Raw genomic sequence first — 14,083 nt, 5'->3', positions numbered from 1 at the left:
ACGAAAAATTAATTGAAAATAAAAATTTGAATATAATATGAAATTTAGAATTAATAATTAAAGCAGCTTGTGAGTAAAATTCACAAGCTGCTTTTTAACTATGTTTAAATCTTCCGAAAATTTCATTGGTGATGAAATTAATCTGTAAATTGATAAATTTATTGTAAAAAATTATTGGATTATCTAATTGTGCTTGTCCCTGATTATTTCCCATATCGTTTTTAGTTTCCGAAGGTCTTCTTCTGTATATTGGGGAAGTTCATTATACCATAATTGAAGTTCTGGATCATGAATAATAGCAGCAATGTGACCTTTATTATATGTGGATTCCAAGATGTCTGTTCTGCCAAGTAGGTAATCGGTGCTAACATTTAAATAATCAGCAATAGACTGTAATGTGTCGTAATCAGGTTTTCTATCATCAGATTCATACCTAGATAATACAGTACTCGAAACACCAATTTGCTTAGCAAAATCTTTTTGAGAAATATATTTTTTTTCACGCAAATATTTAATTCGATTACCTAAAGAACCCAAATTAATCACCACTTATTAAAGTAATTTATTAATTAAATGTTAGCATTTACTTCTTTATTAAGTTCTTTTATTACCAAAAAGGTAAAAATATATTTACATTACCATTACGGTAACTTAAACTATGTATAGATACTATGTAACTTGGTATTTTTTATATAGAAAAGAAGGAACATAGACGGACGTTAATGCAATTCCTGCTAAAGAATATGATGTTAAAGTGACAACTATTTGAATTTATGAGTAATTGGGGAAAAGCAAGAGGGGGATGTTGGGAGATGAGTGAGAAGAAGGAAAAGAAAGTGGATATTGCAGAGAGAAGAATTAATATTGAGGAATTTTTGAAAGTGGAAGTTACAAATGTAATTGTAACGAAAAGAAATGAACCTAATATGAAATTAATGGCACAAGCTTTTGTAGATTTAATGAATCAATCCTAAAATAATAAAACCTCTTAAAACACTGGTGCTACTGCATCCAGCGTTATATATTTTTTTGTTTTTAATATTCTGAATTTTGGTGTATATAAAGTTTTTAGATGAAACAGTCCATCCGTTCATGATCGGCTTAAATAGTGGCGATATTCGCGTTACGACGAAGTATGATGAAAACGACTTCCGCTCTGCTGTATTCGGTACGATTCATGAGTGTGGTCACGCATTATATGAACAAAATATCGATCCGAAATTAATGGGACTACCACTTGCGACAGGTGCATCAATGGGTATCCATGAGTCACAATCTTTATTCTATGAAAACTTCGTAGGACGTAACGAACAGTTCTGGAAACATAATTTCAGCTTGCTACAAAAACATTCTCCTGAGCAGTTTGGCGATGTTACTGTAGAAGATTTCTTAAAAGCGATTAATTTCGTTGAGCCATCTTTCATTCGTATTGAAGCAGATGAGTTAACATATCCATTACACATCATGATTCGTTATGAAATTGAACGCGAATTATTTAATGGTGATTTACAAGCAGAGGATTTACCACAAGTATGGAATGATAAATACGAGCAGTATTTAGGTATTCGTCCTGCAAATGATGCGCAAGGGGTATTACAAGATACGCACTGGAGCGGCGGTAGCTTCGGTTACTTCCCAAGCTATGCATTAGGCTACATGTATGCAGCGCAGTGGAAACATGCGATGGATAAAGACATTCCAAACTTTGACGAGCTTTGTGCAAAAGGGGATCTGACTCCAATTCGCGAATGGCTGACAGAAAAAGTACATCAATACGGTGCACTAAAAAAACCATTCGAACTTCTACAAGAAGGAACGGGCGAAGGATTAAACGCCAAATATCTAGCTGATTACTTAAAAGAAAAGTATACTAAGATTTATCAATTATAATAGAAAAAATTTTGAAGAAAGCACTACTAATTGTTGGGGAAACTTAACATTTGGTAGTGCTTTTACTTTAATTTTTTTTTTGAATTCTTTTAGTGAAAGCAGAATACTACAGCGAAGAATGCTAATACAACAGTTGTTTTAAGTTAAATGAAAGTTTCGCGTAACTATTATTTGAAGCTTGTGAAATTAGTTCCAGTGTTCACTATAAAGTTAAACCTTAAGAGCTATTTATTACTAGGTAGTAATAATATTATAATTAAGTTTGTGCTTGATAAATTTACCATAAGGAGTTTTTGATACATTGAAAAAATTGTCAATATTTACTTTTATTTTAATGTTAAATTTGGTACTCGTAGCATGTAATGAAAAGACTAAGGATGAAGTTAGTGGAACTGATCAAGAACAAAATAAACAAGTAATAACAGAAAAAGAAATAACTGACACTGAAATAGAAATAAATGATTCTGATACTGATTCTACAACTAGTAGTGAAGAACAAGAACTTACTGAGGAACCTGTAGGAATACAATCAGATTCCTTAGTTGATAATGTTCCGCCTATACCAACAAATTTTGAAGAGATTATTTCCTATCCAGTTGGTCCATTTAGCGGAAATGGAAAAAGTTCAAGATTAGATCGAAAAAATACTATGACTGATGAAGAATTGATGGATGCAATATTAACGACTTTACCTCCTTTTACAGAGGAGCAATTGAAAAATCCAGATTTTCTGGATCGCTGGTTTAGTGCATTGTACTATTTAATTGCAGAAGACTATAAAAACCCGCAATTTATATTTGATGAAATGGCTCTCCATTCATTTGGAAAGCCAATGATTAATGGGAAACTAATTGAACTAAAAGAACAATTAAACGTTCTTATCATACTAGATGCAAGCGGTAGTATGAATAACACTATTAACGGTGAAAAAATGATGAGTATTGCCCAAAGACAGTTGAATGAATTAATCTATAAGTTACCGGATAATGTAAATGTGGGTTTGCGTATTTATGGGGGAAAAGATGGTGAGGAGAATGGGAAATGCTCTAAAACAAAGCTATATCACCCAATTTCTTCAGGCAATAAGATGGAAATTAAGTCAACAATCGATAACGTAATTCCAGGAGGCTGGACGCCAATCGCTGAAAGTTTAAAACAAGCAGCACAAGATTTTGAAAACTATTCCAATGAAAAGAATACTAATTTCATATATTTAATTAGTGATGGTGTTGAAACTTGTGATGGTGACACAATTAAAGAAGTACAAAATTTGAGAGCATCGAATATCGAACCGGTCGTAAATGTCATTGGATTTAATGTAGATGTAAACGGTCAAAAAGAATTAGAGACTATCGCTGAACAAGGTCAAGGACAGTATATTCATGTATCAAACGAACAAGCATTTGCAGACTCTATGAAAAATATTGAGGATATCGTGAAAGCTTGGGAAAAGCGACATTTTGAAGCTATCGATGACGCATTAACTGCAAGAGGTAAATTAGATGAGGCTATTTATGATTTAACTAGAGATTGGGATAGGAAATTAACAGATGAATACAAGGTGATAATGGATATAATGGATGCCTTAAATTCCTCTGATGGTTATTTTGAGGATAAACAGGTTTTCCATGATGTTCATAGTACACTTTTACAAAAAATATCGGATAAAAATGATTTATATCGCGACGAATTTGAAAAGAAAAGCGCGGAACTAAAAGAGAATGTAAATGCAGCTTATGATAATATTTTATATGAGATAAATAATAATTAATATAAGGCTGAGAAAAGGTACATCAATACGGTGCACTAAAAAACCATCCGAGCTTCTACAAGAGGGTACAGGCGAAGGGTTAAACGCGAAATACTTGGCAGATTATTTAAAAGAAAAGTATACGAAATTGTATCAACTATAATAGAAACAACTTTGAAGAATGCACTGCTAATTGTTGGGGAAACTTAACTTTTGGCAGTGCTTTTTCTTAATTTTTCATTAAATTTCTGTGAGAATGGTTGCTATTAGTTTTCAGAGCAATTTTGGATTTATGTTGGGATTAGGTAATGATATGATATTTTTTATTTTGGATAAGTAGAAAAGAGGGTATTACGTTGTGTCATTTTGTTTGTATTTTTATTTAAATGATGTTTGTTCTATGGGAATTAATTATATTATCGAACGAAAATTTGTTAATATTTTGAAGTATTTACAATGTTAGTTATCTAAAGTACAGTAAGACATAGCGAAGTATCTAGCTGAAGGGAGTGGTGGCTCATTATGAAAAACGAATTTTATAATAAAGCAAATGAATATGCTATTGGTAGACCAACTTATCCAGAAGAAATAATAAAAAATATTAAAGAACTGGGCATTGGAAAACATTCTACAATTGCAGATATTGGGGCAGGAACAGGATTACTTACCCGTATGTTAAATAAATTGGATTGTATGATTATAGCAGTAGAACCAAATGAAGAGATGCTTAACGAATGCAAGAACTATTGCTCGACTCTTACGAACATTGAATATATCCATGCACCTGCTGAAAGTACCCAAATAAAAGATCATAGTTTAGATATGATTTTTATTGCGATGGCTTTTCATTGGTTCGATAAAGAGTTGTCTAAAGTTGAATTTAAACGGATTTTAAAAGAAAATGGATACATTATTTTCTTATGGAATGATTTGCAGATACATAATGAATTCGCAAGTGAATATATGAATATAATCCGCAAGTATACAATTAAAACAACAGCTGCAATTTCTAATTTTGACCCCGAAAAAGAGAAGTACAACTTTTTGGGACAAGAATATGAGAAAATATTTTATAATAATTCTCAATCATTGGATTTAGAAGGAATCATCGGCAACGCATCATCACTATCCTATACTCCATCAAAATTAAACAGTAATTATGTTGAGTTTGAACGAGAACTTAAGAACCTGTTCTTGAAATATCAAGAACAGGGTCAAGTTACTCTTTATTACAAAACAGAGATGTGTATTGGACAATTTTTAAAGTAACCTTAATATTTAAATAACTCAAAGTGAATAAAAAGGATTTAATTTTCTTAATGAACTAGATAATTCAATCGGCATTACGAATCCAACTTCAGTCAGGTAAGATATTGAAGCAAATAGTGATGAAACAAGAAGGTTTGTTAAGAGCAAGTAATAAAAGAGAATTCTTTATATGTTATTCAAATTACGATTCAAATGAAATTAATCTACCACAATCGGGCGCTTTTCTGAGGAAAGCGTCTTTCTTCATGAGAAGGGCCATTTAACGGAATACGGGATAATTATCGTATTTGTACTCGTAGACAATTGATAAAGGAGCAATCCCACCTTATGTTTAGTTTTTTTAATAAAGCAAAATTAAAAAAAGATAATTTAATTGGCATTGCAAAATTAATATATCAGGATGTATCAGATGATTCATGGGATAAAGAGAACCTTACTAAAAGAAATTTAGACTTCACTATTGAAAGTATTCGATATATTGATATCTATGCAAAAAGATTAATGAATACGGAGTTTGGTACTGAACTCTTAAATAAGCATTTTGATAATTTTGCGGAACGTATTGGTGCTTATATTGGTGAGGTTATTAAAAATAACATTAATCAAGACTTTTACTGGTATGAACCTGATTCTGTACTAAATTATTCGCCCAATCTTGATAGAGAATTTAGAAATAGCAATACACAGAGTGTTCTTTATTCTAAAAAGAGGGATATGGTGATATTACCATTGAATGTGGTATCACAATTTTTGAAAGGTAACTCCCCATACAATAACCTTCTTACTTACGTAGAAGAAACGATTAAGAAAAACACTTAAATAACGCATGTTACTCAACTAACGGAGTCAATAGTAAAAGAATATTATAATTGCATTTTTAAGATTATCTTGAAATCAAGTCTTCTGTTAAAGGGCGCGATTCTATAACAAGGATCAGCCCTTGTTTTCATTAAAGGGCCAGATTATTGAATAACTCTAAATAAGAAATAATTGGATATTTATGTTAAAGTTTAATTAAGTTTGTGAAGCAATATACTTCAACTAACGGGGCAGTTTAGTTTTACAATTATGTTATAAATAAGGGGAAGATTAATAATGTTGTTCATATCTAAAAATATAAAAGCATTAAAAAATCAAAGGTGGTTTTCAAGTTGAAATGCAACCAATGTCAAAGTGAAATGGTTACAGATTGTGGCGTTAATGTTGAAGGTGTAATGTATGGGATAAAAATATTTAAAAAGAGTAAAGGACTGTTCAACAAAGTGTCTGAAAAACCAAAAGCGTGTGTTTGTCCGAATTGCGGTTATGTTGCGTTCTATATAGATAATTATAAGAAATTCAAATAAACGGTTAATAAAGTAAGTTTCTTATTGTACTAACGGGGTGCGTTAGTTTAAGAAGAATTACGTATTTTTATGGCTAAGATCATATTTCAGTTATTCCATTAAAGGGCGCGATTCTGTAATAAGGAACAGCGCTCGTTTTCATTAAAGCGCCATATTGTTGAATAAACGGTAAATGAAGAATGTAATTACTTAGTACGACTAATTAAAAGTAGAATTGTGTTAATTTCGATATAGTGAGGTGGAAAATGACAAATATTATGTTGTATTGGTATGTCGTCTTAGGTTTGTGGGTTTTATTAGCTTTATCAATTTTGTTTACAGGTTATGCTTTAAAAAAGGCATCGTGGCAAGTAATGCTTACATCCGTTATTTTCTCTATTCCTAATACGGCTGTCGTCTTGTTTGTAGAATTAGAAAAAATAATGTACTTACTGTTGGTCTGGTTTATTGTTCAATTAGCATTATTGTACTTCCTTTATAAAAAACGTCCTCTTATTCAAGAATAGGGCGCTATCCTGGAATAAAAGGATTGCTCCTTTTTGGCGTTTTAGGGTCATATTGTTAAATAACATACTTTTACAATAGAATATTAAAAATAAACTTTGGTACCTTTATGAAGGGGTATCAGTGTTAGGTAGAGAATAAACATAAAAAGTCAGTGGGGGGTATTTATATTGAAAAAAAGAATCCTTTTAATCTTCGCAGTAATTTTATCGTTAGGAATTGCAGGCTGTAATCATGAAGAGTCCATTGAGAAAAATGAAAAAGTAATTAACCACAATTGGAATGAAAGTTCACTTTTTGAATCAGGCGGTTACACAATGATTGGAGAAGAGGGACGATTAGGTTTTATTTATGATGATAGCGAAGTTGTTAGGTTTTATCCTGATAAAGTGCAAAAGTACATGTGGCATTTTTGGGGGGAAGAACAAGAGTTAGATGGAGAACTAAAAATTGTAGCCACACATGAAAATGAAGGTGAAGAAATCTATGTGACTGGTGGAGTACTAGGTGCTGCTAATAATGGGGCAGACAAACACGCCCCATCTAACATGTCATTACCTAAAAGTGGAATATGGAAGTTAGATGCTTATATAGGAGAAAGTCTATTTGGAAGTGTATATGTAAAAGTTCATGAGAAGTAATTTATATTTTAAATATTGTTTGAAACTTGCTGTGAAATATTAACAGTAGGTCAATTGAAGAGGCATTAGTGGATTTAGGATTTAATTTTTGAGATTAATTAAACTTTTATTTCACAGTGGTAATAATTGGTGTGTGATAATATTAATAGGATATTGTTTGAAGATTCTATAACCAGGCGCATTTCTGCAGAAAAAATGCGTCTACGAAATAAAATGGGCCAAGTGTTTAAGGATAAAGTATAAATTTTAGGGGTGTTTTATGTTTGTAGTTAATGTAGAAGGTGCAATTCGTCGCAATGAGAAATGGCTTTTAATCCGCAGAAGTGAAAAGGAAGAGCATGCTGGTGGAGGTCTCTCATTAGTAGGGGGAAAGTGTGAAATTGAAGGTGATTCGTCTGATATTCTGGAAAGAACATTAAAACGAGAAGTTTTTGAAGAAGTAGGTAGCGAAATTACAGGCATTAGATATGTAAACAGCTCCTCCTTCGTGACAGAATCAGGGATAAATGTAATCGATATCGTTTTCCTATGTCATCATAAATCTGGAGAACCTTACGCTAAAAGTACTGAAGAAGTGGATGATGTTATTTGGATGACTACAACAGAGGTTCTTGCACATACGGAACTACCTTTATTTCTAAAAGAAAACATTAAACTTGCAGAGAGAATACTACAGGGTAATTTGCAGATGAAATATTAGTTTACATTTTTCATAATAAGGCCAGATAAATAATTTATCGGAGGAAAGCAATGAAACCAACATTCCACATTACGCAGAAGAATACCTTATTAGATGCAACATTTAAAATGCGAATCACCAATCTTCAACCATGTGAGGTTGTGACTTTAAGAGCCAAAATGTGCGACAACCTAGGTACACATTGGGAATCGTTTGCAGAATTTTTGTCTGATAGTAATGGTGAAATTAACTTAGCAACCGCACAACCTCTATCGGGAACTTATTTCACTCCTGATGTGAATGGGTTATTTTGGTCAATGGTTCCAAAAGTAGATAATAAACCGAAAAGAAGAACTCCTTTAAAACCATTAGAAACAACGCTTATTTTAATGAGGGAGCAAGAAGTCTTGGCAGTCACTTCAATCATTCGTAATGTGGTTTCACCAAAAGTGAATAGATTTCCTCTACGTGAACGAGGACTCGTAGGAACATTCTTTTGCCACCCCGAGAGCGGGCCATTGCCTACTGTAATCGTATTAGGTGGATCTGAAGGTGGATTACGTGAAAGTAATGCAGCGTTATTGGCTTCATATGGATTTAATACGTTAGCTTTGGCGTATTTTGGAATTGAGGATTTACCAAAAGAGCTAGTAAATATACCCTTGGAATATATCCAAAATGCAATTGATTGGCTAAGAGATAATCCAAAAGTTGACTTTACAAAACTAGGTATATTCGGAACCTCTAAGGGCGGAGAACTAGCACTACTAAGCGCGTCAATGTTCCCTTCAATTAAGGCAGTGGTTGGTTATGTGCCTAGTGGTGTTGTTTATCCGGGAATTGGCCATTCAGCACCTGGTAATTCATCATGGCAATTTAAAGGTGAATCGTTACCGTTTGCTTTTGGTGAGATACCAAAAGAGGTTACTTTGGAAATTAATCGTGAAATGCAAATTGGAGAACCAATCTCTTGGCGAAAAACTTATCAATGGTGGGCTGAAGGTGAAAAGCAAGCTGAAATTCCAGTCGAAGATATCCAAGGTCCTGTTCTCTTGATTTCAGGAGGTGATGATCGGTTATGGCCAGCTGATTTATTATCTGAAAAAGTAATAACCCGATTGAAAGAACACAACCACCCCTATACTTACGAACATATTAATTTTCCTAATGCAGGACATTCTTTTGGAGTTCCTGGTTTCCCGACTTCACAATCTGTCGTGTCTCTTTTTGGGAATGGCAAGTTGTTACTTGGAGGAACACCTAAAGATAACTCACAGGCTCAATTTGAGGCATGGGAGAATGTGAAAATTTTCTTTAATAAATACTTAACTGTTAGCTCTGTTTAACTATTTTATTCAACAATCGAGCGCGATTGTTGAACAACATACATAGAAAATGAACCGAATTTTTTAAAAATTGTAACTATTCGATTGATAATTATATGCGTGACTTAGAATACATGTATTTAAAGTAACATTGCTTTTTTTTAAGTTATTAAAAAAAATACTATTGATAATGTGTCATACCAAGTTCAGAAGATATTGAGATAACAGAGCGATAGGAGAGGCTAGACGAATTATAAGGATTGATGTTCTTGACCGTATCAAATTTAGAATTAATAATTAAAGCAGCTTGTGATTAAAATTCACAAGCTGCTTTTTAATCATGCTTAAATCTTCCAAAAATATCATTAGTGATATTCAATAGCATTCGAATATCGTCCTCATTTTTATCCTCAAGAGTGTTAAATAAAATCATCAAAAGCTCTTCTTTGATACTGTCTGGATTATTATTAGTTTTGCTTTCGGGGATTAGAACACTTCCTGGATCTACTTCAAGTGCGTCTAATATTTTATTTAAAGTTTGTAATGTAATATTTCTTTCTCCACGTTCAACATCGGATAGATATGGGGCTTGAAAGTCACATTTTTCAGCGTTATGAAATTGAGCGCGAATTATTTAACGGCGATTTACAAGCAGAAGATTTACCACAAGTATGGAATGATAAATACGAGCAGTATTTAGGTATTCGTCCTGCAAATGATGCACAAGGTGTACTTCAGGATACGCACTGGAGCGGCGGTAGCTTCGGTTACTTCCCAAGCTATGCACTAGGCTATATGTATGCGGCTCAGTGGAAACATGCGATGGATAAAGACATTCCGAATTTCGATGAGCTTTGCGCAAAAGGTGACCTTACTCCGATTCGCGAATGGCTGATAGAAAAAGTACATCAATACGGTGCACTAAAAAAACCATTCGAGCTATTGCAAGAAGGTACAGGCGAAGGGTTAAACGCGAAATACTTAGCTGATTACTTAAAAGAAAAGTATACGAAAGTTTATCAGTTACAATAGAAATTACAATGTAAATGCGCTGCTGTTTGTTAAGGAGACTTAACAAATGGCAGTGCTTTTTAACGTAGAATGTTGAATGTATTAAGTGGAAATCCCCTCTAATCCGCTATTTAGTGTTATGGGATTATTTATATAGGGGAATGCCTTTCGAAACATGAAGTTATTTAGTTTAATTTTAATATTGGTGAACCGTACCACAAGTAAGTGCGATTCTATTCATTTAATAGAGCGTTGATTAAATAGAAAAAATAGACTTAATAATATGCATTTTGCAAGGAAAAAAATCTCTACTTAATTGAAATGGGTGAATTCAATTGTAAAGTAGAGAAATAGACGTGAGAGATAGAGCCATTTCGTTAAACAAGAAATGAATAATTTGAACGAATATTATTTTTTATAGGAATGATTAGGACAAAGTGGCCATATACATGGATTGTATGAATTTATGATATGGGGGAGGAATTGCAAGTGGTTGGAAATAGAGCTGTGGCCTATATGGGCTCCGGAATAGTAGAAGTGCAAGATATTGGTTTTCCAGATTTGGTTTTACGAGATGGACCAGGAGTAAATCCACTTAATGTAGGACGCAAATGTGATCATGGTGTTATTTTAAAGGTAGTAACAACTAATATTTGTGGAAGCGATCAGCATATGGTGAGGGGGAGAACTACAGCTCCGACAGGATTAGTTCTAGGCCACGAGATTACAGGAGAAGTGATTGAAGTAGGCCGAGATGTTGAATTTATTAAAAAAGGTGATTTAGTTTCTGTTCCATTTAATATAGCTTGCGGTCGGTGCCGTAGCTGTAAGGAGCGGCATACTCATATTTGTGAGAATGTAAATCCAGATCGTCCTGGTTCAGCATATGGTTATGTCGATATGGGAGGATGGGTTGGAGGTCAATCTGAGTATGTAATGGTGCCATATGCCGACTTCCAATTATTAAAATTTCCTGATAAAGACCAAGCAATGGAGAAAATTAGAGATTTAACAATGCTTTCAGATATATTTCCAACTGGATATCATGGTGCCGTAAGTGCAGGTGTGAAACCGGGATCAACTGTGTATATCGCAGGTGCAGGTCCAGTTGGTCTCGCTGCTGCTCATTCAGCTCAGTTACTAGGAGCCGCTGTAGTAATTGTAGGAGATTTAAATGAAGAAAGGTTAGCTCAAGCTAGAAGCTTTGGTTGCGAAACAGTTAATTTACGAAATCATTCAAACCTAGGAGAGCAAATCGACCAAATACTTGGAGCACCTGAAGTAGATTGTGCTGTAGATTGTGTAGGATTTGAAGCATCTGCACATGGAGCTAATGCAGTTGAAGCACCTGCTACAGTTTTAAATTCTATTATGCAAGTAACACGTGCTGGAGGACGTTTAGGTATACCGGGTCTTTACGTAACCGGGGACCCTGGTGGAATTGATGAGGATGCAAAAATTGGTACGTTAAAAATTCGTCTTGGCTTAGGATGGGCTAAAGCGCATACTTTTGTAACTGGTCAAACACCTGTTATGCAATATCATCGCGATTTAATGGCGGCAATTTTGAGTGGAAGAGCTCAAATTGCGAAAGCTGTTAATGCTACAGTAATATCATTAGACGAAGCTCCAAAGGCATATCAAGATTTTGATAAAGGGGCTGCCAGAAAATTCGTCATCGACCCACACGGTCTAGTAAAGTAAGAGATTTCTACAGGGGTTAAATTGAAATAAGCATAGAGGACAAATCTTTGGCTACTTTTCAATAAGAACTAGATAGCATGCTGATATTCTAAGGAGACTTTGAACTTCATTTCTCAAAGTCTCCTTTTTTTCGTTGCTTATTTACCACAAGTATATTTGTATTCAGAAAAGCTGCTTTTGATCCGTTATGAAATTGAGAGCGAGTTATTTAACGGAGATTTACAAGCAGAAGATTTACCACAAGTATATTTGTATTCAGAAAAGCTGCTTTTGATCCGTTATGAATTGAGAGCGAGTTATTTAACGGAGATTTACAAGCAGAAGATTTACCACAAGTATGGAATGATAAATACGAACAGTATTTAGGTATTCGACCTGCTAATGATGCACAAGGTGTTCTTCAAGATACACACTGGAGCGGCGGTAGCTTCGGTTACTTCCCAAGCTATGCACTAGGGTATATGTATGCTACACAGTGGAAACATGCGATGGATAAAGACATCCCTAACTTTGACGAGCTTTGCGCAAAAGGTGACCTTACTCCGATTCGCGAGTGGCTAACAAAAAAGGTACACCAATACGCTGCACTAAAAAAACCATTCGAACTTCTACAAGAAGGTACAAGCGAAGGGTTAAACGCGAAATACTTAGCTGATTATTTAAAAGAAAAGTATACGAAAGTGTATCAATTACAATAGAAATTACTATAAAAAGTGCACTGCTAATTGTTGAGGAAACTTAACTTTTGGCAGTGCTTTTTTATAGTTTGATTTATTTCATTTCCTGTAAAGTAGTGTCCATTAGTTTTCAGCTGAACTTTGGTTTTATGTTGAGATTAGGAGCTTTAGTTAATTATTGGATTCTAGACAATCTTTTTTAAAAAAGTATATGATACTTACAGAAAATTTTAATCCTTCATAATATGTCACCCTTTTTTTATATGGTAATATTATTTGGGGTAATTTTGGTGGATATTGTGTTTGTATCTAAAGTACAATACTTTATAAAGATTTAGATGCTCAAAAGTATCAAAACAATATAAAAATATCAAACCTCTTGAAAATGGCAATCTAATTTTATTTATACTAATCGCAGAGACAAGAAAATAGAATTAAGCACTTAAAAAGGATATTGAAGGTAGGAAAAATGTAGGGGGAATACTATGAGTAAAAAAGATGAAGCATTAACACAATTTGAGAGTGTATTGAAGGAACTAAAGAAAGGCGAAGAAGAAAGTGCTTCTACTGCTGTTGTAGGACGGAGTAGAGGACACGCCAATATTTCTGGAGCATTATTTAAGCTCATTTTTAAATTATGGGGAGTAAAGATATTTTTATTTATATTGCTTCTCATAGCCATCATATCTGGAATTGCTTGGTCTCTCTCGGGAAGTACACTTAAAAAGGAAAGTACAGCATTTGTAGAACAGGTACAAGAATTAGCAACGCTTGCAACGGCTGAAGCCCATATAAAAGTAATCATCGAGGAAGAGGATAATAAGTTGTTCGGAAATGATATATCGTTTAATTTGCCGGGTACAAAGAGAGAGATATTATTAATTGTTCCTGCTACAGTTATTGCAGGAGTTGACCTTAAAGGGATAACTTCAGATGATATAAAAATCAATGAAAACGAAAAGGAGCTAGAAATCGTCCTACCACGAGCAACGCTTATACAGGACCCAACACTTCAGATGGATAGTGTCAAAACTTTCTCAGACGAAGGGCTATTCCGTGGGGAAGTGAAATGGAAAGAAGGAATTGATCTAGTGGCAGAAGCACAGGAGAAGGCCAAAGATGAGGCCATTGAAATAGGATTATTAGAATCAGCGGAAAAAAGTGCGGAGAAAGTTCTTAAAGGTTTTTTTAGCAACCTTGGTTATACTGTGAAAATAACATTTAGATAGATTGAAAAACTATAAGGTTCAAATAATGAAATATCTTAAAAGTACATACAATGGAAGA

At 33.9% G+C, this 14,083-nt stretch carries 12 protein-coding genes and 3 pseudogenes; 13 read left to right on the top strand and 2 right to left on the bottom strand.

Translation table 11 applies throughout. The features are described 5' to 3' along the window. Positions 1 to 183: 183 nt before the first annotated feature. Entirely contained in the window at positions 184 to 537 is a 354-nt protein-coding gene (locus AAFN87_RS05820) for a helix-turn-helix domain-containing protein (protein ID WP_347790105.1), read from the bottom strand. Positions 538 to 812: 275 nt separating this feature from the next. Between AAFN87_RS05820 and AAFN87_RS05815 the strand changes: the two genes are divergently transcribed. The 9 genes and pseudogenes from AAFN87_RS05815 to AAFN87_RS05775 all read left to right on the top strand — a co-directional run bounded on the left by AAFN87_RS05815 (position 813) and on the right by AAFN87_RS05775 (position 9,425). Beyond that, the gene (locus AAFN87_RS05815) at positions 813 to 974 is read left to right on the top strand and encodes a hypothetical protein (protein ID WP_347790104.1); all 162 of its coding nucleotides are present in this window, start codon (positions 813 to 815) and stop codon (positions 972 to 974) included. A gap of 94 nt (positions 975 to 1,068) precedes the next feature. Beyond that, positions 1,069 to 1,890: pseudogene (locus AAFN87_RS05810) on the top strand (carboxypeptidase M32); the annotation flags it as partial. A 301-nt stretch (positions 1,891 to 2,191) separates the two neighbouring features. Beyond that, complete coding sequence (locus tag AAFN87_RS05805) at positions 2,192 to 3,661, top strand: vWA domain-containing protein (RefSeq protein WP_347790103.1); 1,470 nt, start codon at positions 2,192 to 2,194, stop codon at positions 3,659 to 3,661. A gap of 501 nt (positions 3,662 to 4,162) precedes the next feature. After that, a complete protein-coding gene (locus AAFN87_RS05800; RefSeq protein WP_347790102.1) occupies positions 4,163 to 4,909 on the top strand; it encodes a class I SAM-dependent methyltransferase in 747 nt (248 codons plus the stop codon). Positions 4,910 to 5,236: 327 nt separating this feature from the next. Then, positions 5,237 to 5,728, top strand: a complete 492-nt coding sequence (locus AAFN87_RS05795) for a hypothetical protein (RefSeq protein ID WP_347789580.1) — start codon at positions 5,237 to 5,239, stop codon at positions 5,726 to 5,728. A 772-nt stretch (positions 5,729 to 6,500) separates the two neighbouring features. Further along, positions 6,501 to 6,761, top strand: a complete 261-nt coding sequence (locus AAFN87_RS05790; RefSeq protein WP_347790101.1) for a hypothetical protein — start codon at positions 6,501 to 6,503, stop codon at positions 6,759 to 6,761. Positions 6,762 to 6,926: 165 nt separating this feature from the next. Further along, positions 6,927 to 7,400, top strand: a complete 474-nt coding sequence (locus tag AAFN87_RS05785; RefSeq protein WP_481886464.1) for a hypothetical protein — start codon at positions 6,927 to 6,929, stop codon at positions 7,398 to 7,400. A 259-nt stretch (positions 7,401 to 7,659) separates the two neighbouring features. Beyond that, a complete protein-coding gene (locus AAFN87_RS05780) occupies positions 7,660 to 8,100 on the top strand; it encodes an NUDIX hydrolase (RefSeq protein ID WP_347790099.1) in 441 nt (146 codons plus the stop codon). 50 nt (positions 8,101 to 8,150) lie between these two features. Next, positions 8,151 to 9,425, top strand: a complete 1,275-nt coding sequence (locus AAFN87_RS05775) for an acyl-CoA thioesterase/bile acid-CoA:amino acid N-acyltransferase family protein (protein WP_347790098.1) — start codon at positions 8,151 to 8,153, stop codon at positions 9,423 to 9,425. A gap of 313 nt (positions 9,426 to 9,738) precedes the next feature. Here the strand turns inward: AAFN87_RS05775 and AAFN87_RS05770 are convergent, their stop codons facing one another. Further along, on the bottom strand, positions 9,739 to 10,035 hold the full coding sequence (locus tag AAFN87_RS05770; RefSeq protein ID WP_347790823.1) for a helix-turn-helix domain-containing protein: 297 nt from the start codon (positions 10,033 to 10,035) through the stop codon (positions 9,739 to 9,741). Between AAFN87_RS05770 and AAFN87_RS05765 the strand changes: the two are divergent. The 4 genes and pseudogenes from AAFN87_RS05765 to AAFN87_RS05750 form a co-directional block, all read left to right on the top strand. Beyond that, positions 10,002 to 10,436 (top strand): annotated as a pseudogene (locus tag AAFN87_RS05765) (carboxypeptidase M32); the annotation flags it as partial. The gene AAFN87_RS05770 and the pseudogene AAFN87_RS05765 sit on opposite strands and share 34 nt — an antisense overlap. Before the next feature lie 468 nt (positions 10,437 to 10,904). Then, positions 10,905 to 12,119 carry a formaldehyde dehydrogenase, glutathione-independent gene (gene fdhA / locus AAFN87_RS05760; RefSeq protein ID WP_347790097.1) on the top strand — a complete coding sequence of 405 codons (1,215 nt, stop codon included), beginning with the start codon at positions 10,905 to 10,907 and terminating at the stop codon, positions 12,117 to 12,119. Between the two features lie 284 nt (positions 12,120 to 12,403). After that, positions 12,404 to 12,817: pseudogene (locus AAFN87_RS05755) on the top strand (carboxypeptidase M32); the annotation flags it as partial. 464 nt (positions 12,818 to 13,281) lie between these two features. Beyond that, complete coding sequence (locus tag AAFN87_RS05750; RefSeq protein ID WP_347790096.1) at positions 13,282 to 14,025, top strand: DUF4230 domain-containing protein; 744 nt, start codon at positions 13,282 to 13,284, stop codon at positions 14,023 to 14,025. Positions 14,026 to 14,083 lie beyond the last annotated feature (58 nt).

The organism is Solibacillus sp. CAU 1738 (assembly GCF_039888725.1).
Lineage (GTDB): Bacteria > Bacillota > Bacilli > Bacillales_A > Planococcaceae > Metasolibacillus.
The sequence above is the reverse complement of the archived record's forward strand: the minus strand, read 5'-3'. Positions and strand labels throughout refer to the sequence as shown.